The sequence below is a fragment of the Bacillus sp. BML-BC051 genome (assembly GCF_019656175.1).
Classification (GTDB): domain Bacteria; phylum Bacillota; class Bacilli; order Bacillales; family Bacillaceae_G; genus Bacillus_A; species Bacillus_A mobilis.
In genome coordinates this window covers 1-19,425 of sequence record NZ_BPLI01000084.1, presented here as the reverse complement: position 1 = coordinate 19,425, position 19,425 = coordinate 1, and the positions used below count along the sequence as shown (strand labels likewise).

The window sequence follows — 19,425 nt, the reverse complement described above, 5'->3', positions numbered from 1 at the left end:
GATTCCTCTCTTTTTTATTTATTATTTTTTTCTACTCTTTCTCAGATTAACAAGTAACCACACAACTTGAATAATTAGTGGTAATATAAATGCAATTAATAAAACGATAAAGGCTATTAATTTCAGCTCCGGTGTTTGAGTAACACCGGTCCCATCAGCCTCTCTTAGCCAAATGATAGCTGCCAATATCCCGAAAGTTATAATCCAAAATATGTTACCAATCCACCAATAAATCCATCTTCTCTTCATGCTAGCACCCCTTACATTTACCCTCTGTTAAAAGTAAATTTTCGTTCGTTACATTTATAATGAAATACCTATAAAATTAATTTTGTTTAACTGTATATCTAACTTGTTTAAACGTTACCATTTCACCATCTTTATCATCATCTTCATTCTGTAAAAGTTGAACTCGTGGTTTGTAGTCTGTCCTATGAGCATCCTTGATACCTGTAATATCAAGCTTGTAGGATTCACCATTCTTTATTTTTTGTTCGAATACTTTTGTATTGGCAACATAAATAAAAGTTATTTTATTTTCATCAATGCCTTCAGTCTTAATTTCTAATTCGTTATCTTTTGTAGTAATCGTTGGTGTTAATAATTCAATACTGCCGTCTCCAGTTTCTAAAGAATGTTCTACTATAGTTGAACATCCAGATAATATGATTGTGGTGAATAGAAGTATAGCTAATTTCTGTTTCATAACATCCCCCAATTTCAATTGATTTTTGATTTTGGCATTGCTAGGCTGGTAGTGTTTTATGTAAATGTTTAGCTAACACTCTTTTTAATTGTACCATAATATGTAAAGTGAAACAGGTTATATATCCAATTTGTGGATAATAGGGAAGCTTACTTATGACCGAGAATCAGTATTTTTAGAGTAAGTATATATTTTTTAGAAAGCGGTGTTGCTAAAGGCATTATGAATTGGATATCCAAATATATGATGAAATATAGATAGGAGAAATAACTTATTTTTTATAGAAATTACAATTTTTGTATATTAAAATAACGATAGGGAATAGATGAATTCATTCACTTCGGAGGTAGTTACTTGAACATTAACGAGAAGGCAATTGAAACGTTTGAACAAAATAAATGTGAGGAAGCAATAGAACTGTTTCAACGAGCAGTACATGAATCTAGAGGTGTACAATCTCTCAATAATCTTGCTTGGATGTATTTTTATGAGGAAGAGGATGATGATAAAGCTCTTGAATTAATAAGAGAAGTTGTTAAGTTGAATCCTTCCTCATACTTTCCTTATAACATCTTAGGGGACATTTACATAAAACAAAAAAAGTGGGAAGAAGCGAAAGAAGTATTACAAAAGTCTATTTCGATTCAACCATCGGATGAAGCATTTCACAATGTAGCTGTAGCACATTATAACCTTGGAGAGTTTGAAAAAGCTTCGGAATTTTTCTTGCGAGTTGCAGGGGATTCGGACTACATCATGTATATCTATGTAAAATGTTTAATTGATTTAGGACGAACGACAGAAGCGAAAGAGAAGTTAGATGCTTTTAACAGGAAATCTGATGATTTTGTAGGAGAAATTAATGTAGCAGATTTATACGTTGAGTTGAAGTGCTATAAAGAAGCCATTCAATGCTTCGAAAAGGGATACAAAGAAGTTTGGAAAAGCCCCGATTGGATTGGTAGATTTGTTTATGCTCTATATAAAGCTAATCATTTCACGCGTATAAATGAAGTGATACGGGAATCTATCGAAGCGAAAACAGCAGAAATAGAAGATGTTCAGAATGAAGAAGTAGAAGAAAACTGGACAGAAAAAGATAAGAAAGAGTTAATTGAGGAATATACGGAAGGGAATAATTGTTATAAAACAATGATAGAACGTATCAAATCTGGATATGTTCCAGAATTAGAATTTGAAACGGATTATATAGGGGGTTGCTATTTATTTGGTTGTAAAAGACATAATCATCTTGAATATGAAAAATAAAAAGATTCGACTGTCAAATATGATGGTCGAATCTTTTTATTATAGATCGCTTGTCTAAAGGTACCATCTCAATTGTAATGTGTTAAAGATGTTTCGTCTCATTACATAGGTATATATCCTCTTTAGAGCTCCCTTTTTTAATATTTAAAATATGGAGTGAAATAAAACCAATAAGTCCTATTACGCCGAAAATAAGCCATGGTGTATAGATTCCGTTTAAGTTGGATGTAAAAGATGTACCGGTATAATTACCGATGATAAAACCAAATGCGAGTGATAGTTGATAAAATCCGAAGTAAGTAGCTGTATATGATTCGTTACTGTAATTTGCAATAGTGATATCAGCGTTAGGTAATACGAGTGTTTCACCGATTGTAAATAAAATTACACAAATAAATAGCCAATATGGGTGTTGAAATAAAGGAATGAGTAAAAAGGAAATACTCATTAATAAAACACCGTATTTAATAATCGAAAGTGTGTTGTATTTATGAAATAGTTTTCGAAATAACACCATAAATATGACGCCTGTTATTGCATTTATCGTAATAACTAGTGTAGCAAGTTGGTTGCTATTACTAATGTTTTTCATATGAAGTGGAAGTGCGACAGTAAGCTGAGTAAACATAATATAGAAGAAAATCATAATAAATGAAAACAAAAGGAAAGATTTGTTTTGTAAGATAGTCTGTAGCCCTAATGTAATAGACGTGTTTTCAGTAGTGACTTGGAAGTGATTTTTAAGTAAGTAAAAGATAAGAGCGAATAACAGCATAAGAGATCCTGTTAGAGAAAAAGCATAGATTGGATCGAGTAAGAGTAAGAACCCTCCTGCAATTGGTCCGATTATTGCACCGCAATTAAAACTAAGATTTAAATATGTAAATAAATTTTTTCTCATATGAGCTGGTTGTGAGCCGAATATGGCGCGCGCAGCAGGTTCGTAAAATGCAGTTCCGAAGCCAATAAGTGCAGAAGAAATAGAAATTGTATAGAAATCAGAGTATATTCCTAAAGTGATAAATCCGATTCCTCTTAAAAATAATCCGGCTATCATCATAATGATATAGCCTATTTTGTCAGCAATTAATCCTGAGAATAATGGGATAACTCGTGATGTGATTGTCATAACCGTTAACACTGTTCCTACTTGAACAGCAGATAAATGAAGAAAGGTTAATAGATAAATAGCTAAAAATGCGTATACCGCAAAATACCCAAAAGACATAAAAAATGAAGAAATAAGCATGAAACGTATCGGTATTGAGAAACTTTTCATAGAACTCCTCCTAATATTGTAACCAGTAAAATAATTTAATGGTTAACTATTTTATATTATAATTATACATAAAGTCAGAAAAAAGTAAATTTTAAGAAGAAGGTGGATGGAATTGAATCAAAATGCACCAAATGAACTAGAATATATTCGGGGATTTTTAAATACATGGAAAATACCAAACGATACGAGAGAGCCGATTGACTTGCTACAAACAGAAGAGGATATAAAGCTTTTTATGAACGAATATTTTCATGAAGAGTTTCCATTTCATACGATAGAGGAATTAAAAAGTTTTCGAGAAGACATTCGGATAACAATCGAAGGCGAAGGATCATTGCAAAAGTGGTTAGAGAAATACCCCTTTCATGTACATGTAAAGGAAGATATGAAAGGTATTACATATGAGCCTGTGCACGAAGAGAATGTATATACAAAAGTATTAAGCATTGTGTTAATGTCAATTCAAGAAAATTTGTGGGGGAGGTTAAAAGCATGCCCAGATTGTCGCTGGGTATTTTATGATCATTCGCGAAATGGAAGTAAAAGATGGTGCGGTATGTATGCTGGAGAAACAGGAGGAAGAGCGTGCGGTACGATTGCGAAAGTGAAAAACTACCGAGCGAAAAGAAAAGGAAGATCGGGTTATAATGTGTAATTTATATTAGGGAAGAAAATGGAATGGGGGAATGTAGAGTATGAAGGGTACACAAATGTTAGCTTTAAATAAAAAGTGTTGGGATACAGTTGCGCCATATTTCTTTCAAGTAGATTGTTTACCGAAATACGGCCCGTATACAGCGTCTGAAGATGAGATTCATTTGTTCGATTCAATTAGAAATAAAAAGGTTCTTGATATTGGATGTGGAAGTGGGCATTCGTTACAATATATGGCAGAACATGGGGCGGAAGAGTTATGGGGTCTTGATCTTTCGAGTGAACAAATTAAAACAGCGAATGAAACGTTAAAGAGTTGGAATCCAAAGTTAGTATGCGGAGCAATGGAAGAGGAATCGAATATTCCGAAAGGATATTTTGATATTGTGTACTCCATTTATGCATTAGGTTGGACTTCGAATTTAAGAAAAACATTGGAACTAATTTATTCGTATGTAAAGCCAGGCGGAAGTTTTATTTTTAGCTGGGAGCACCCAGTATATTCAAACTTACAGTATGGTACAGAAGAAATTGCTTTAAAGTCTTCTTACCATGAGGAAACGCCTATTACGTTTGAAACATTTAAGGGGGAAAATGTACAAGCGACATTATATAAGAGAAAAATAAGTACATACATAAATGAGTTAAATAGAGCGGGATTTACAATTGAGAGAATAGAAGAACCTGAACCATCTAGCGTGTTTGATGCAGAATTAGCTGAACCGTCTACGAAATATTATTCGTTATATAAAGCTAGAATGGTACCAACTACTTTTATTATTAAGGCGAGAAAGTAAGTGGTGTTATATAAAGGGGGAGAAAAATGGTCCATGTGAGTATGGTGAAGATTGGTGAAGTACAATCTTCTATAGACGAGAAAATGTATCGTAATTGGGGAAGTATTATTTCAAACATCAAAATATATCCAGAGTATATTGGAGGATTAGCAGGTCTTGAGGATTATTCTCATGCAATTGTTATTTTTTATATGAATGATTTTCAGGAAGAGAATAAACAGTCGTGGGCTAGAAAGCCAAGGGGATTAAGTGATTTTGATGAAAAGGGATGTTTTGCTCAGCGGACAAAGCATCGTCCAAACCCTATTGGAATTACTACTGTTGAAATATTGTCGATTGAAAATAACGTTATGACAGTGCAAGGATTAGACGCTAATGATCGAACGGCAATTTTAGATATAAAACCATATATTGCTGCTTTTGATACAAGAGAAAATGTTCGTGTGCCAGATTGGATGAATAAGTTAATGGAAAATTATTTTTAATAGTAATACAAAAAGCTTTGCGATTCTGAATCGCAAAGCTTTTTGTATTAAATTATACTATACGTATGGTTTTCTTATCTTTTCGGCTGGAAAATATGTTGAAAGAAGTATTTGTGATGTAAATTATCGACAACTTTATTTGCTTGATATGTGCGGTGTTGTTCAAGTCGAAGTCTTTGCTCCATCATTTTTATTGCGTGATCAGATAAACGTAACATTTTACATTTCTCCTTTTCTATAAATATAGGTGACTAATTGGCATCGATTCCATATTTATAATTAAGGAGGCAAAATGTGTAACATAGGCAAAAAGCACCTTCCTCTCCCATTACGCTTACGAGGTTAGCTGTCGGACTCGGGAAGTGAGAGTTTCCCTACTTAAATAAGATTCGCCCCAAGTAGCATGGCTACAAAAATGGTTCCCCCGCTCCAAAATTTGGACTCAGCAAAAGGTTTTATAAAGTAAAAGATAACATAAATAAATTAATTAGTCAAACTATTTGTTGTTTTCTGGTTTTTTTCAAGGAAGGTTAAAACTACACCATCGGGTAATATGATATCCTTTATTTCAATAAAACCATGTTTTTTATATAAAGACAGAGCAGGGGTATTTTCTTTCCCTGTTTGTACAATATATGTTTTGGAAGGGGAGAACATGTCAAATACATATAGTAGTAGTTTAGTTGCAATTCCTTTATGAAAATGATCAGGGGATACTACTAAACGATGAATATCAACTTCCTCTTCATCCATTTTAAAAGAAATAAACCCGGCAAGTGTATCTTCATAAAAATAGCCATAAAAAATTTCATCACATAATTGAATATCAGCTACAGTATCATAAAGACGAGGGATGGCCGTACTATTTATATATTTTGCTTCAATTTCATAAGCGGGTATTTGAATGTTTAAAATAGAAGTAGCAGTGTTGTGAGAAGTTGTAATTAATTTTTGAATCATAGGGTAAAACCTCCTTGTAGGCTATATTTTCATAGATTTGACAAGATTTTTCTTTATTGGATATAATAATTATAATAGTTACATAACAATTTAGTATTAAAAAGAAATACACCATAATAGAAATGGAGGGCTAAAAATGGGATGGATTATCACATTAATAGTTGGTGCTATTATAGGTGCAATTGCAGGTTCTATAACGGGTAAAAATTTTCCGGGTGGTATGTTTGGAAATATTATCGCAGGTTTATTAGGTGCTTCGTTAGGTGGTAGATTATTTGGATCTTTTGGGCCGTCATTTGGTGGGATTCATGTTGTGCCAGCATTATTAGGGGCAATCGTATTAATTCTTATTGTATCATTTGTAGTGAAAGCTGCAAGAAAATAAAGATATAGATCATGATGAAAAGCCCTGAATAAGGGCTTTTCATCATTCGAAGAGGTGGTTTCGTTGGAGAAATTAAATATTAGAAAAAGAGATAAGTTGAAAAAGTTTTTTAGAGAACAAAATTATTTAGCGGTGTTACTCGGCTTTGCGTTATTGTTTATTAACATATTACTGCTAACAAAAATTTCTTTTGTGTTTACTCCGTTTATCGTCTTTTTAAAAACAATTTTCTTCCCCGTATTATTAGCGGGTGTACTATTTTATATTTTGCATCCATTCGTTTCGCTTTTAGAGAAGAAAGGTGTTTCAAGAATCGTATCAATCGCTTCTATATATATAATAGTACTGGGATTATTTGTGTTTTTAGTTGTAACAGTAATCCCGATTATTAAAGATCAAATTGATGCATTAATAGATAACTTACCGTATTTCGGTCATGAAATTGAGCGAGCGGCACGTAGATTCGGGGAAAGTAATTTACTAGGAAAAATTCAGGAGAATTTAAATATTGATGTAGCGAGTATGGTAAAAGACTACACAGTTGATTTTACGAAGTCGTTATCATCAGTAACTGGAAATGTAACTGGATTTTTAAGTACTGTTACAGAGGTCGTTTTAACATTTGTAATGGTTCCGTTTATATTGTTCTATCTTTTAAAAGATGGTGAACAATTACCGAATCACTTTTTAAAATTTATTTCAGAACAAAGACAACCAGCAGCGATGAGAATACTAGATGATATGCATTATGCGATTAGCTCGTATATTAGGGGACAAATTATCGTTAGCTTGTTTATCGGTATTATGCTATTAATTGGTTACCTTATTATCGGTATTAAATATGCGGTACTACTTGCAATTTTAGCGATGATTGTAAATATCGTTCCGTACGTAGGACCAATCATCGCAATTACACCAGCTTTAATTATTGCGTTTATTGACTCACCGTCAATGGTGTTAAAAGTAATTATCGTTATGATGGTTGTACAATTAGCAGAAGGTAAATTTATTTCTCCGCAAGTTATGGGGAAAAAGTTAGATATTCATCCAATTACAATCATCTTTATTATTTTAACTGCAGGAAATTTATTTGGAATTATGGGGATTATTTTAGCAATTCCAGGGTACGCGATATTAAAAGTGTTAGTAACGCATAGTTATAGATTTGTTAAGTTGAATACGTGAAAAAGAGCTAAAACAGTATTATTTAAATAGACTAAACTAGTAAGAGGATATTATGTTCAATATATGAGCATATATCCTCTTTTCATATACATATTAGGTTAGTTATACAGATATTAAAAATATAGTTTAACATATATGAATTATTCAGAAAAATAAGTGCAATCTAGTTGGCGGACGTAGAGCGGTCTTTAGACCAAAGCCGTTAATATTTTTTAGGAGTGAAGTGCTATGAGGGTAAAAGAGGTTCTTATAGAGAATAACAACAAAAGATATATATGAATCAAGAGGGATTTCCAGTGATGCCAGCAATGAAGGAGATCCTGGATTGGATAAAGGTTAACTATCAAGGAAAAGAAGTAGCAAGGTGGAAAATGAAAACAACTGAATTATTTAAGACATATTTAGAAATTTAAGAAGACTGCCCAATCTAAGAACCAGATTTTTTTGTCTGTTTATTCCAAAAAAATCTGTGTCGGAGATTAAAAAATTATGGTTTAAACAGTAACAATGATCGGTATTAAAGAACTGTTGAGATGAAATAAAGTTTGATTAGAAATGGTTTGAAAATCCTTATTGAATGAGCACTAAAAAGAATCCATTTTGAAAACAATTAATCAAAATGGATTCCCATGTTAAAAGTTTGAATGTTGATTTTATAAAAAAGATTGATCAAAACTCATGAACATATCAATTACAAAATTTCACATACTTGTACTAGAATTAATCTATTCTTCAAACCAAAACAGAGTCTCGATAGGCGCTTTTAAAACCTTTGCAATATCATAAGTAAGTTGCAAGAAGTGTTATATTTTCCATAGAGTAAGTGATTAATATAACTGTTTTTTAGTTAGTGAAATAATTAATATTTTATTTTAGCTGATAAAGGCTAGTAAGTTTATCTAAAAAAGTATATAGCTGATTATTCATTTGTGTATAATTATTATTTTTTAATTGCTCTGGAGACTGAACGAAACGATTTTCCTTATACTTTTCTAGTTCTTGTTCAGAATGTTGAATTAATAATTCTATTAATTCAGGAGTAAACTCCATATGGCATTGGAAACCATAAACGAGTTCACTATATTCCACAATTTGCTGTGGACATCCCTCACTAAATGCTAATATTTTACTGTTTTTAGTTAAACCAGGCATATCGTTGTGCCAGTGGCCAACCGTACTTGTAGTAGCGAAATGTGAGAAAAGCTCATTCGTTTTTCCTTCTTCAGTTAAAGTAATAGGGAAGGTTCCTACCTCTTTTTCTGGACTATGTTCATGAGATGCACCTAAGGCTTCACCAATTAACTGGGCACCCAAACAAACTCCTATAACAGCTTTATTAGCCTCTATACATTTTTTGATGACTGATATTTCTGCGACTGCATCAAAATGCGGACACATTTCTTTCGTTGTACTAGGACTTTGTGGTCCACCTAATACTATGAGCAAATCTATGTCTTCGATATTATAAGGAAGTGGTTCTTGTTCGTAAACTCTTGAATAACTGACCACATGTTCATTCATCTCTGCCCATGTTAGAAAAGCCCCTGGTCCTTCAAATATTTCATGAATAATAAAATGTAAGCGCATTTGTTTCTCCTTTTTAAAAGAATTAAGTAACTTGTGAATTGATTAATAATATTATAAAATGTTTACTGACATATATAAAGGTACAGTTTTATAAAAAAACACATGTCAGATGAGGGCTATATGAAAAACTTCTTATTTACTTTTGAAAAAAATATCCCTAAATATAAACAAATTTATACAAACGTCAAATTACTCATTGAAAAGGGAGTATTAAAAAAAGATGAATCGTTACCTTCGATACGTCAGCTTGCAGATTCACTCCATGTCAGTAGGAATACGACACTATTAGCATATGATCAGCTTGCAGCTGAAGGATATATCCGTGGCGAAAATCGAAGGGGGTTTTTTGTTAATAAATTAGAACCAACTTTATATCAAAGAAGAAAAAAAGTTAAACAAAAAGATGAGAAACAAATCAGTAAAGAAATTACAATTAACTTCAAAGTAGATACAGTGGAAAAAGAAATGTTTCCAAAAAATACATGGAAAAGGTTTGTAAATCATTCCATGGAAGAAAACCTTTTATATACATATGGTGACCCATTTGGAGAAGCAATTCTTAGAGATCAAGTCGCAAAATATTTATTAGAGTCTCGAGGATTGAGTACGGATCAAGGATCTATCATTATAGGTAGTAGTACACAACAAATGTTAACTTATATTGGTCATGTATTAAAAAGTGATTTCTCGAGCATTATTTTAGAAGACCCAGGTTTTTGGGGCGCTAGAGAAGTTTTTAAACTACATCATTTTTCTTTTGAATTTCTCCCAGTATATGAAGATGGAGTTGAATTATCTGAGTTAAGTAATTTAAAAGCTAGACTAATTTATGTAACCCCATCTCACCACAGCCCTTATGCAGTAAGCATGTCTATTCAACAACGACAACAACTTATTCAATGGGCTAAAAAAAAGAAGGGGTATATAATAGAGGACGATTATGATAGTGAATTTCGATATACACAACGCCCATTTCCTTCATTAGCATCTATTGATCAAAATAGGGTAATTTACATCGGTAATTTTTCAAAAGCATTTTTGCCAGGTCTACGATTAAGCTATATGGTCTTGCCAAAAGAACTATTAATAAAGTATAAAGAACACTTTAAAGGTTTTGAGAATACAGCATCAACGATACATCAAATTGCCATGGCAAAATTTATGAAGGAGAATGAATGGTATAGACATATAAAACGAATGCGTAATATTTATAGAAAAAAAATGGAACATTTAATTTCTACTTTAAACGAACATTTCGGTAACGATATAACTATTATCGGTCACAATTCAGGATTGTATCTACTCATAAAGGTGCATTTGCAAAAATCAGAGGATTGGTTAATAAAACAGGCGTATAAAAACGGTGTAGAGATAGGCCCGACATCCAGATATTTTGTTAATAATTATATTGATAGACCAATTATTAAATTAGCTTTTGGAGGTTTATCTCACAAAGAAATTACTTTAGGAGTAAAATTACTTAAAAAGGCATGGTTTTAAATAATAAAAGGAGTAAGCTTTAGTACTATAACTAGATCCCACTCCTTTTATGTAATTTAAAACGTTATTTTAATTCTAGTAAAAGGTAACAGCATGATTTAAATACAGATTAGAAATACAAGTAAAGATATAACCTGTTTTCACGTATCTCTACTGCACCCATTATTGGATTGTAATAAACGGAACTCAAAACCCTTATTTTACGGTAAATAAGAAGTATCCGTTTTGAAAGAAAGATTAATAAAAATGGATTATTTTTTATTTAAATAAACATTCTTTTTTTATAAAAATGTTTGATTAAAATTCACGTAGAATTCTTTAATTAACAAAGGCCAAACATTGTAACTTTTAAATAAAGTCGCGCTTGATTCAAAACACCGCGACTTTATTTAAAAGCAAAAATCATAGTTGTTCCGTTAAAGGGTGATACATATTAGTCATATATAATATGTATCACCCTTTATTATTTAAGACTTTTACAATTTAGGTCTTAATAATAACGCTCTGTTTTAGCTCTTTTTTGTTAACAATTGATGTGCATATTCGCGCGCCCATTGATCCGCTTCTAATATGGCGTCTAATGAAGGATCTTTTATGTTATGATGAGCTTCAATTGTTTTGTAGATTGTTTTTTCAATATCGAAAAAGGCAATTTCGTTTTTAAGGAACAGTGCATTTGCAATTTCATTTGCTGCATTTAATACAGCGGGAGTAGTACCACCAATTTTGCCACATTCATATGCGTATTGTAGACAAGGAAACTTCTCTAAATCTGGTTTTTCAAAATGTAAACTACCGATTTCTAATAAATTTAATTTTTCATAGGAAGAAGGTAGCCGAGTAGGGTAGTGAAACGCATATTGAATCGGCATTCTCATATCAGGGGCACCGAGCTGCGCCATAACTGATCCATCAATAAACTCCACTAAAGAGTGAATGATACTTTCTTTATGAATCATAACATCAATTTTTTCATAAGGAATGTCGAATAGCCATCTAGCTTCCATTACTTCAAAACCTTTATTCATTAACGTAGCAGAATCAATCGTTAGTTTTGCACCCATTAGCCAGTTTGGGTGTTTTAAAGCATCCTTCGCTTGTAATGTTTTCATTTCTTCACGTGTTTTATCACGAAAAGCACCGCCAGAAGCTGTAACAATTAATTTTTCAATTTCCTTATTATTTTCTCCGTTTAAACATTGGAAAATAGCTGAATGTTCGCTATCAACTGGAATTAAACGACATCCGTTTTGTTTCGCAAGTTCAGTTACGATATGTCCAGCTGCAACTAAAGTTTCTTTGTTAGCGATGGCGATATCTTTCTTCGCCTTTAATGCTTCAATTGTTGGGAGTAAACCTGAAACACCGACAACTGAACTTAATACAAGATTTGTATCAGGATGGGTAGATACTTCAATTAAACCATCAGTTCCATATGTAATTTTTGTATTTGTTGAAATACGAGAACGCAATGTGTCCGCTAATTCTTTTGTCGCTACGCTTACAATACGAGGCTGAAACGATTCGATTTGCTTTTCGAGAAGATCGATATTATAATTTGCGGTTAAACCGACGATTTTAAAATGTTCAGGATGAGCGGAAACGACATCTAATGCAGATGTGCCAATGGATCCCGTTGAACCTAAAATGGATATATATTTTATCATGAAAAAACCTCCAAAGTTGTTTCGAGTATTTCTGCAAACCTATATATTATTAGACAATCAAGGTGAAAATTCCTGCTATATAAAACAGAAAATTAGGGTTTAATTGGAAAGGGAATGTGATAAACTGTAAAAAATAACGAAAAAGCAATGAAAGAGAAGAGTACATATTCAAAACTTTTCAGAGAGCTGATATGTGGTGGAAATCAGTAAGGGATGAATATGGAATGGGCTCTGGAGCTTCTAACTGAAATGAGTAGGTAAAGACGGTTACTTCACGTTAAGAAGTTGAAGTGAGCTATTAATGATAGCTAATTAAGGTGGTACCGCGGGAGTCTCTCGTCCTTTTTAAGGATGAGGGGCTTTTTTATTTTGAGAAAGGAGGGGTTAGTGTGAGTGAAAAAATAATGTTAACAGGAATTAAGCCAACTGGTTATCCGCATTTAGGAAATTATATTGGTGCGATTAAACCTGCGCTGCAAATGTCAAAGAATAATGAAGGAAACGCATTGTATTTTATAGCGGATTATCATGCGTTAAATGCTGTGCATGATTCAGAAAAATTCAGTAGTTATACGAAAGAGGTAGCAGCTACTTGGTTATCACTCGGACTTGGAGAAGATGTTATTTTTTACAGACAAACAGAAGTGCCGGAGATTCTAGAATTAGCTTGGATATTAGCTTGCTTAACTCCGAAAGGGCTTATGAACCGTGCACATGCATATAAGGCGAAGGTGGAGCAAAATAAAGAAGCGGGTTTAGAGGTAGATGCAGGGGTTAATATGGGGTTATATACGTACCCGATTTTAATGGCAGCTGACATATTATTATTTCAAGCTACTCATGTACCAGTCGGGAAAGACCAAATTCAGCATATTGAAATTGCGCGTGATATTGCGACGTATTTTAATCATACATTTGGCATGACGTTTACGCTTCCGGAGTATGTCATACAAGAAGAAGGTGCCATTTTACCTGGTCTTGATGGAAGGAAGATGAGTAAAAGTTATGGAAATGTGATTCCATTATTTGCAGAACAAGAAAAACTACGAAAGTTAATATTTAAAATCAAAACAGACTCTTCACTTCCAAATGAACCGAAAGAACTAGAAACGTTATTTACGATATATAAAGAATTTGCGACAGAAGATGAAATGCAGTCGATGCGTGAAAAGTATGAAACTGGCATTGGATGGGGCGATGTGAAAAAAGAGTTGTTTCGTGTTATAGACCGCGAATTAGCTGAACCCCGTGAGAAATACGCTATGTATATGAATGAGCCGAATTTATTATATGAAGCGTTAGAAAAAGGTGCTGAGCGGGCAAGAGAAATCGCGAAGGTAAATTTAGCGGAAATTAAAAAACGGATTGGATTTGAGAGGGGGCGCTGAGCGTTCCCTTATTTTTTTTATAAAAAAATCGAACGAAATTTGAATTTGTTACCAATATAGAGTGAGGAGGGATAGAAATGGTTACAATTCTCGAGTTAAAAGTGTTGTTATTCCAAATAGGAGCAGAAATTGTACCACCTAGTAATTTAAAAGAAAAAGTTTTAATTCAAGTTAATCTGATGGAGGAAATAACATTTAATCATGTTGAGGTGAATAAAGATGAGTGAAACTGTGTTAGCAGTTCAAGGTTTAAGTAAGACGTATGAGAGTGTAGATACAAATGTTAGAGCTTTACAAAATGTATCTTTGGAGCTGAATAAAGGAGAACTCCTTGCCGTAATGGGGACGAGTGGGTCTGGGAAGAGTACATTACTAAACATACTTGGTGCTTTAGACAAGCCTGATGAGGGAGTTGTATATGTAAATGGTGAAGTGCCTAACAATATGTTTGTTGAACCATATGCCACGGAGTACAGGCGGGATAACATAGGATTTATCTTTCAGTCATTCCACTTATTAAAGGATTTATCTGTAGAAGAAAATATTGCATTACCCCTCATATTATCAGCTGATTCAGAAGAGGAGATACGAGAAAAAACAAATAAAATATTAGATGTTCTTGGTTTAATAAATTGGAGAAATCACCGACCAGTTCAGCTTTCTGGGGGACAACAACAACGTGTTGCAATTGGTAGGGCGTTAATAACATCTCCTCCAATTGTTCTTGCAGATGAACCTACTGGAAATTTGGATTTCAATACATCTAATGATATTTTACGAGTACTAGTCGATATGAAACAAAGATTTAATCAAAGTATGATTCTTGTTACTCATGATCCCCATATCGCTACGTATGCAGATCGGGTTCTCTTCTTTCATAATGGAGAAGTTGTTGATAATTATACGTGTTCTCATGGAGTAAATGATATGAATATTATTTTAGATAAATTTAAAAAATTAATGGAGACATCAAAATGATAAAATCAGTACGAGGATTAGGTTTACGCTTTTTTAAGAAGAATAAATTTCCTGCTATTTCCTCTATAGTTAGTGTTATGTTGGCCGTTTCTCTAATTGTTACGATGATTGTGTTTTCGAGTCATGCGAAACAGTCTGTTATAAATGAAGTGAAAAATGTATATGGACATATGGATTTATCTGTTGGATATAACCCTGATCAAAATAAATTGATGGATAAATCTTTACTACAAAATATTAAGAAACAAGAAAATATTGAATACATGTCAAAAGTATTAGTAAATCATTTACAAGTGAATAAATTGAATGTAGCTATTTATACAGTAGGTGTTCAAAATGATTCGTTATCTAAAAGTCGATATCACTTCTCTGAAAATTTATCAAATGAGGAAGTAACATTAAATGATGGATTAGCAGAAACTTTACAAGTAAAAGTTGGGGAAAAGATTGAAATAGAAAATAAATCCTATGTAGTAAAAGAAGTGTTACCTGATATAGAAGCTGGAGGTTCAGCTCCAGATATACTCATTTTATCGGAAGATGCGGTGAAACAGCACGTATATGAAAAAACGGGTAAACACAATGAGGCTACTTATGTGTTAATAAAAGCAAAAGAGAATGCGGATGTACTAGCATTGTCTAGTCAAATTCATAAAATAGACGAAGAATTAAGAATCGATATTGCAGAGGAAGACGAGTTTTTTAAAAGTAATTTAGCATCATTACATATTTTTATAATCGTTTTATCTGCATTAATACTTATTATTACTGCGTTATTATTAATGTCTAACTTTGAAGTATTTTTATATAAATATAAAAGTCAATTTGCTATTATGCGATCAATGGGAGCAACAACGAAACAAATGTTTAAAGTTATATTTATTCAATGTAGTGTAATTAATTTTTTTGGTGGAATATTCGGTTTGTTACTAGCTGTAATAAGTGACCGTTTTTTACAAAGTTGGCTAGAACAGTTATTTGCTTTTCAAATGAATTCAATGGGTTTCGACTATGAAGTAGCAATTGTAACAATGATTTGTAGTATCTTTTTTATTGAACTGTTTATGTTATATCCTTCGTACAGAAGTTCGAAAATATTGCCAGTAAAGCTTATGCGCGAAAATGAAGAATCAGACTTTTCTAATAAAAAAACACGCAGTATTATGGGGAAATTCCTTTTAATTAGTAGTATATTTTTAACTGTTTTAGGTGGCTTTGTAGCAAATACGGGAGATACGCAGGCAATAGTGATAGTAATAGGAGCTATATTTCTCTTTTTAGGAGTATATATATTATTTCCGACTTATCTTTCTTCGATATTAATAGTATGTCTACCAATAATGAAAAAAATATTTGGAAGGAATACATTTGTTGCTATTAAAAATGTAATTCCGCAAGTAAGGAAAAATACATTTGTTATCTTAATGATAAGTACAATGATGGTAATAGTTGTCTTCGGCTCCACTATATTTAAAACGATGCAAAAAAATAATGAAAGATATTTAAAACGAGAATTTCCAACACATATTGTTGTGGAAAATCGTTTGACTAATGATTCAACCATTACCTTACCTCATATACAAAATATATTTAAAGAAATAAGTAGTGTAAAAGGAGCTAGTACAATTAGTACGAACTCACTGGCAGAATTAAAACAAGGTGAAAATTATATTACTTTTGACTATAATTTAGGTGATTTAAAGGAAATGGAAAAGCAAGGATTACTGCCAGAAGTACCTGCAAATTTGGAGAATAGTATAATTGTTACAAAAGAGTTAGCGGAGCGGTATAAACTTCATGCAGGTGATATCGTTCAATTGGGTCTATTTTCAGAACAGGAACAAAAAGTTAGACCGACTAGTAAGGTAGAAATCGGATTAATTGTTAATGAGCTACCGAATTCTCCTGCGGTACTTATGGATTGGAGTAATGTAACATATAAACAAGATTATACAGTTTTTGAGCGAGCATTTATTAGTTCAAATAATGAGAGAGAGACGTTGGAGCAATTAAAGAAATTGAAAGGTCAATATCCACAATTAAAAATAAGTAGTTATACTCAATCGTTAAAGCAATCTAATTTAATGTTTCAGCAAAGGTGGTCCATCTTCATCGTTGTTATTGTAGTAATTTTATTTAGTGTAACATTAGGGGTATGTAATACACTTATAAATAATATTCAATCTAAAAGAAAAGAGTTTGCTATTTTAAGAGCAATAACAGTTAAGAAAAAGGGGATTGTACAAGTTATTTTGACGCAAGTTAATTTATATGTACTTATTGGAATCGTATTAGGGGCTGTTATAGGAATATTATTAACCTATATGGTAAGTATAATAGATCATACACCTTTATTTTTTGATTTCCAACTTATCGTAACGGTAATAGCGGGGATGTTCGGAATAGTCCATATTATTTTTATTCCTTTTGCTAATAGAATAGGGAAAAGGGACATTGGAGAAGAGTTAAATAAGGATAATAAATAAAAGAGGTTAACCCAAGTAGTTATTCAGCTACTTTTGGGTCAATCTCTTTTTTATTAACAATTGATTTGCATATTGGTTTGCTCATTAATAAACATATAGTATAGCGCCTAAAGGAGAGGATTTCATGAGATGATGAGTCTCAACAGTTTTAATAAAAAATTTTCCTTTTAAAACGTATTAGTTGCACATATTAAAAAATATGCTACTATAGGGATACTTATTAAACTTGTTTAATAAGTATAATTAAAATCACTTATTAAAGGTGTTTAATAAGTGTGGTTCATTCGATAACAAAGGAGATGATTCTATGAAAACAGAAAAAGAAAAGATGTTAGCGGGAGAAATGTATATTGCGGATGACGAAGAATTAGTAGCTGATAGGGTGGAGGCAAAACGTTTAACACGCCTTTATAACGAGGCGATGGAGACAGGAGATGAGAGACGTTTTACGTTATTAAATCAGCTTTTAGGTTCTTCAGCTGATGGGAAAGCCCAAATTAATCCTGATTTTCGTTGTGATTATGGCTACAATATCCATGTTGGAAAGAGCTTTTTCGCAAATTTCAATTGTGTGATTTTAGACGTTTGTGAAGTTCGAATCGGTGATCATTGTATGTTTGCACCTGGTGTTCACATTTATACTGCTACGCATCCTTTACATCCGGTAGAGCGGAATTCTGGTAAAGAATATGGGAAGCCTGTAAAGATTGGTAACAACGTTTGGGTTGGCGGGGGAGCTATTATTAACCCTGGTATTTCAATTGGAGACAACGCTGTAATTGCTTCAGGGGCAGTTGTGACAAAAGATGTACCTAATAATGTAGTAGTTGGTGGTAATCCAGCTAAAGTTATTAAAACGATAGACTTATAGAAATCAGTTTTCATGGGTATATGAATAAACTGGTGTCGTATCGTATAGACAATGTGAAAGGTGTTTTATTATGAAGAAAGATAGTACGAACAATTGTACAAAGACATTACTTGCTTCTTGAAACGTTCTTTTTCTCTTATTTGTTTTGCCGGGTTTCTCGTTTGCTGTAAGTTTCTATCATGCCTTTCGAGAGGACTCCCACCTCTAAACGTAAGTGAAGGTGGTGAGGTGAATCGAAAGAAATATTTTATTTTCAAGAAAACAATAGAAACATACGTTCTGTTTTTGTTATAATATCCTTAACAAGGAGGTGAATAAAATGACAAAGGAAAATCCATCAAACTATAAAACTCTTCAAATTTGGATTAAAAAAGGGCATCGTATGTATTCTTATTTTCAAGAATGTTGTCATAACGCTAAGAACATGTACAACACCACAAACTTTTATATACGCCAGGTGTACACTGGATTAACACAAGAAAAAGAGTTGCAGCCTTTGCAAAAAGAAGTTCTGGATCATATTCATAAAAATATTGGTAAGATGAATGACACACAACGTCTTGCCTATCAGAAGAAATTGGAAAAAGAGAAATTAAAGCCTAAAGAAGAACAGAAAGAGATTACATGTAATTTGTTTTCAGAACCTAATTTTGAAAAACCTTATGTAGATTACAACTTTCTAGATGCACTATTTAAGGCTATGATTCAAAATGATTATCGAGCTTTGCCTACGCAATGTAGCCAGTCAATCATGAAAGGTTTGTTCCAAAATTGGAAATCTTTTTTTGCTAGTTTAAAAGACTATAAAAAGAATCCAAACAAATATGCTGGACCGCCTAGAATTCCAAAGTATATTCGTTCTTCTGAAAAAGAGATTCTGTATACAAACCAAGATTGCATCATTAAAAACGGTAGATTTTTAAAGTTTCCAAAGACGAAATTGCAATTAAATATTGGGAAACTAGGTTTTACTGAAGGTAAACTGAAACAAGTTCGTGTGATTCCAAAATACAATGAATATGTAGTGGAATTGGTAATGGATGTTCCTTCTGAACAACAAATGATTGAAGAGAATGCTCGTTATATGAGTATTGATTTAGGGATTGATAACCTTGCAACCATCGTAATAAACACAGGTATGAAACCTGTCCTTGTTAAGGGCAAATATGTCAAAAGCATAAATCAATATTACAACAAAATGAAGAGTTATTTTACAAGCATTCTTAGA

The 19,425-nt window shown here is 32.6% G+C and carries 20 protein-coding genes, 2 pseudogenes, 1 riboswitch and 1 other annotated feature; of the genes and pseudogenes, 14 read left to right on the top strand and 8 right to left on the bottom strand.

Annotated elements, in window-relative coordinates; genetic code table 11:
- Positions 1–21: 21 nt before the first annotated feature.
- The gene (locus tag K5S59_RS27270; protein WP_000830331.1) at positions 22–249 is read right to left on the bottom strand and encodes a DUF3923 family protein; all 228 of its coding nucleotides are present in this window, start codon (positions 247–249) and stop codon (positions 22–24) included.
- 76 nt (positions 250–325) lie between these two features.
- Entirely contained in the window at positions 326–706 is a 381-nt protein-coding gene (locus tag K5S59_RS27265; protein ID WP_000810636.1) for a hypothetical protein, read from the bottom strand.
- A 354-nt stretch (positions 707–1,060) separates the two neighbouring features.
- Here K5S59_RS27265 and K5S59_RS27260 point away from each other — a divergent pair, with 354 nt between their 5' ends.
- Positions 1,061–1,975, top strand: coding sequence for a tetratricopeptide repeat protein (locus tag K5S59_RS27260; protein WP_120450587.1), 915 nt, complete (start codon positions 1,061–1,063; stop codon positions 1,973–1,975).
- A gap of 82 nt (positions 1,976–2,057) precedes the next feature.
- Here K5S59_RS27260 and K5S59_RS27255 read toward each other — a convergent pair whose 3' ends face one another.
- Positions 2,058–3,254, bottom strand: coding sequence for an MDR family MFS transporter (locus K5S59_RS27255; RefSeq protein ID WP_120450585.1), 1,197 nt, complete (start codon positions 3,252–3,254; stop codon positions 2,058–2,060).
- Between the two features lie 112 nt (positions 3,255–3,366).
- On the opposite strand from K5S59_RS27255, the gene K5S59_RS27250 reads away from it, so the two are divergent.
- Genes K5S59_RS27250 through tsaA form a run of 3 tightly spaced genes read left to right on the top strand, consistent with a single transcriptional unit; the run spans position 3,367 to position 5,190 of the window.
- The gene (locus K5S59_RS27250; RefSeq protein ID WP_120450583.1) at positions 3,367–3,909 is read left to right on the top strand and encodes a CGNR zinc finger domain-containing protein; all 543 of its coding nucleotides are present in this window, start codon (positions 3,367–3,369) and stop codon (positions 3,907–3,909) included.
- A gap of 40 nt (positions 3,910–3,949) precedes the next feature.
- The gene (locus K5S59_RS27245; protein WP_098258736.1) at positions 3,950–4,705 is read left to right on the top strand and encodes a class I SAM-dependent methyltransferase; all 756 of its coding nucleotides are present in this window, start codon (positions 3,950–3,952) and stop codon (positions 4,703–4,705) included.
- Between the two features lie 26 nt (positions 4,706–4,731).
- Positions 4,732–5,190, top strand: a complete 459-nt coding sequence (gene tsaA / locus K5S59_RS27240; RefSeq protein ID WP_120450581.1) for a tRNA (N6-threonylcarbamoyladenosine(37)-N6)-methyltransferase TrmO — start codon at positions 4,732–4,734, stop codon at positions 5,188–5,190.
- A gap of 74 nt (positions 5,191–5,264) precedes the next feature.
- Here the strand turns inward: tsaA and K5S59_RS27235 are convergent, their stop codons facing one another.
- Both K5S59_RS27235 and K5S59_RS27230 read right to left on the bottom strand, forming a co-directional pair.
- Positions 5,265–5,408: a hypothetical protein gene (locus K5S59_RS27235; protein ID WP_000945246.1), complete on the bottom strand. Its 144-nt coding sequence runs from the start codon at positions 5,406–5,408 to the stop codon at positions 5,265–5,267.
- 97 nt (positions 5,409–5,505) lie between these two features.
- Positions 5,506–5,648, bottom strand: a riboswitch (cyclic di-AMP (ydaO/yuaA leader).
- A 25-nt stretch (positions 5,649–5,673) separates the two neighbouring features.
- Positions 5,674–6,150, bottom strand: coding sequence for a GNAT family N-acetyltransferase (locus K5S59_RS27230; RefSeq protein WP_120450580.1), 477 nt, complete (start codon positions 6,148–6,150; stop codon positions 5,674–5,676).
- Between the two features lie 136 nt (positions 6,151–6,286).
- Here K5S59_RS27230 and K5S59_RS27225 point away from each other — a divergent pair, with 136 nt between their 5' ends.
- The 3 genes and pseudogenes from K5S59_RS27225 to K5S59_RS30765 all read left to right on the top strand — a co-directional run.
- Entirely contained in the window at positions 6,287–6,535 is a 249-nt protein-coding gene (locus K5S59_RS27225) for a GlsB/YeaQ/YmgE family stress response membrane protein (protein ID WP_000539721.1), read from the top strand.
- Between the two features lie 63 nt (positions 6,536–6,598).
- Positions 6,599–7,720: an AI-2E family transporter gene (locus K5S59_RS27220; RefSeq protein ID WP_000413408.1), complete on the top strand. Its 1,122-nt coding sequence runs from the start codon at positions 6,599–6,601 to the stop codon at positions 7,718–7,720.
- A 320-nt stretch (positions 7,721–8,040) separates the two neighbouring features.
- A pseudogene (locus tag K5S59_RS30765) lies at positions 8,041–8,130 on the top strand (tubby C-terminal domain-like protein); the annotation flags it as partial.
- A gap of 315 nt (positions 8,131–8,445) precedes the next feature.
- Here the strand turns inward: K5S59_RS30765 and K5S59_RS30505 are convergent.
- Positions 8,446–8,543 (bottom strand): annotated as a pseudogene (locus K5S59_RS30505) (helix-turn-helix transcriptional regulator); the annotation flags it as partial.
- Between the two features lie 44 nt (positions 8,544–8,587).
- Positions 8,588–9,307 (bottom strand): type 1 glutamine amidotransferase, encoded by a 720-nt coding sequence (locus K5S59_RS27215; RefSeq protein WP_001236569.1) that lies wholly within the window; start codon positions 9,305–9,307, stop codon positions 8,588–8,590.
- Positions 9,308–9,427: 120 nt separating this feature from the next.
- On the opposite strand from K5S59_RS27215, the gene pdxR reads away from it, so the two are divergent.
- Complete coding sequence (gene pdxR, locus K5S59_RS27210) at positions 9,428–10,807, top strand: MocR-like pyridoxine biosynthesis transcription factor PdxR (RefSeq protein ID WP_220784102.1); 1,380 nt, start codon at positions 9,428–9,430, stop codon at positions 10,805–10,807.
- 509 nt (positions 10,808–11,316) lie between these two features.
- Here the strand turns inward: pdxR and K5S59_RS27205 are convergent.
- Positions 11,317–12,474: a 1-deoxy-D-xylulose-5-phosphate reductoisomerase gene (locus tag K5S59_RS27205; protein WP_098872822.1), complete on the bottom strand. Its 1,158-nt coding sequence runs from the start codon at positions 12,472–12,474 to the stop codon at positions 11,317–11,319.
- A 138-nt stretch (positions 12,475–12,612) separates the two neighbouring features.
- Positions 12,613–12,821: a binding site (T-box leader), on the top strand.
- A gap of 42 nt (positions 12,822–12,863) precedes the next feature.
- Here K5S59_RS27205 and K5S59_RS27200 point away from each other — a divergent pair.
- The 6 genes from K5S59_RS27200 to K5S59_RS27175 all read left to right on the top strand — a co-directional run.
- Positions 12,864–13,862 (top strand): tryptophan--tRNA ligase, encoded by a 999-nt coding sequence (locus K5S59_RS27200; protein ID WP_098873545.1) that lies wholly within the window; start codon positions 12,864–12,866, stop codon positions 13,860–13,862.
- Between the two features lie 77 nt (positions 13,863–13,939).
- Positions 13,940–14,089 carry a hypothetical protein gene (locus K5S59_RS27195; RefSeq protein WP_000256362.1) on the top strand — a complete coding sequence of 50 codons (150 nt, stop codon included), beginning with the start codon at positions 13,940–13,942 and terminating at the stop codon, positions 14,087–14,089.
- Positions 14,082–14,840, top strand: coding sequence for an ABC transporter ATP-binding protein (locus K5S59_RS27190; RefSeq protein WP_000005486.1), 759 nt, complete (start codon positions 14,082–14,084; stop codon positions 14,838–14,840). Before K5S59_RS27195 ends, K5S59_RS27190 begins: the two co-directional genes overlap by 8 nt.
- Positions 14,837–17,326 carry an FtsX-like permease family protein gene (locus tag K5S59_RS27185; RefSeq protein WP_120450578.1) on the top strand — a complete coding sequence of 830 codons (2,490 nt, stop codon included), beginning with the start codon at positions 14,837–14,839 and terminating at the stop codon, positions 17,324–17,326. The genes K5S59_RS27190 and K5S59_RS27185 overlap by 4 nt, the downstream gene beginning before the upstream one ends.
- Before the next feature lie 307 nt (positions 17,327–17,633).
- Positions 17,634–18,197 (top strand): maltose O-acetyltransferase, encoded by a 564-nt coding sequence (locus K5S59_RS27180; protein ID WP_000845610.1) that lies wholly within the window; start codon positions 17,634–17,636, stop codon positions 18,195–18,197.
- 319 nt (positions 18,198–18,516) lie between these two features.
- On the top strand, positions 18,517–19,425 hold a 909-nt coding region (locus K5S59_RS27175), incomplete at its 3' end, for a nuclease/transposase family protein (RefSeq protein WP_483298345.1).

Bases quoted from the DNA above. Each gene is read 5' to 3' on its own strand.
- K5S59_RS27270 (WP_000830331.1), bottom strand. From the start codon at position 249: ATGAAGAGAAGATGGATTTATTGGTGGATTGGTAACATATTTTGGATT.
- K5S59_RS27265 (WP_000810636.1), bottom strand. From the start codon at position 706: ATGAAACAGAAATTAGCTATACTTCTATTCACCACAATCATATTATCT.
- K5S59_RS27255 (WP_120450585.1), bottom strand. From the start codon at position 3,254: ATGAAAAGTTTCTCAATACCGATACGTTTCATGCTTATTTCTTCATTT.
- K5S59_RS27245 (WP_098258736.1), top strand. From the start codon at position 3,950: ATGAAGGGTACACAAATGTTAGCTTTAAATAAAAAGTGTTGGGATACA.
- tsaA (WP_120450581.1), top strand. From the start codon at position 4,732: ATGGTCCATGTGAGTATGGTGAAGATTGGTGAAGTACAATCTTCTATA.
- K5S59_RS27235 (WP_000945246.1), bottom strand. From the start codon at position 5,408: ATGTTACGTTTATCTGATCACGCAATAAAAATGATGGAGCAAAGACTT.
- K5S59_RS27230 (WP_120450580.1), bottom strand. From the start codon at position 6,150: ATGATTCAAAAATTAATTACAACTTCTCACAACACTGCTACTTCTATT.
- K5S59_RS27225 (WP_000539721.1), top strand. From the start codon at position 6,287: ATGGGATGGATTATCACATTAATAGTTGGTGCTATTATAGGTGCAATT.
- K5S59_RS27215 (WP_001236569.1), bottom strand. From the start codon at position 9,307: ATGCGCTTACATTTTATTATTCATGAAATATTTGAAGGACCAGGGGCT.
- pdxR (WP_220784102.1), top strand. From the start codon at position 9,428: ATGAAAAACTTCTTATTTACTTTTGAAAAAAATATCCCTAAATATAAA.
- K5S59_RS27205 (WP_098872822.1), bottom strand. From the start codon at position 12,474: ATGATAAAATATATATCCATTTTAGGTTCAACGGGATCCATTGGCACA.
- K5S59_RS27195 (WP_000256362.1), top strand. From the start codon at position 13,940: ATGGTTACAATTCTCGAGTTAAAAGTGTTGTTATTCCAAATAGGAGCA.
- K5S59_RS27190 (WP_000005486.1), top strand. From the start codon at position 14,082: ATGAGTGAAACTGTGTTAGCAGTTCAAGGTTTAAGTAAGACGTATGAG.
- K5S59_RS27185 (WP_120450578.1), top strand. From the start codon at position 14,837: ATGATAAAATCAGTACGAGGATTAGGTTTACGCTTTTTTAAGAAGAAT.
- K5S59_RS27180 (WP_000845610.1), top strand. From the start codon at position 17,634: ATGAAAACAGAAAAAGAAAAGATGTTAGCGGGAGAAATGTATATTGCG.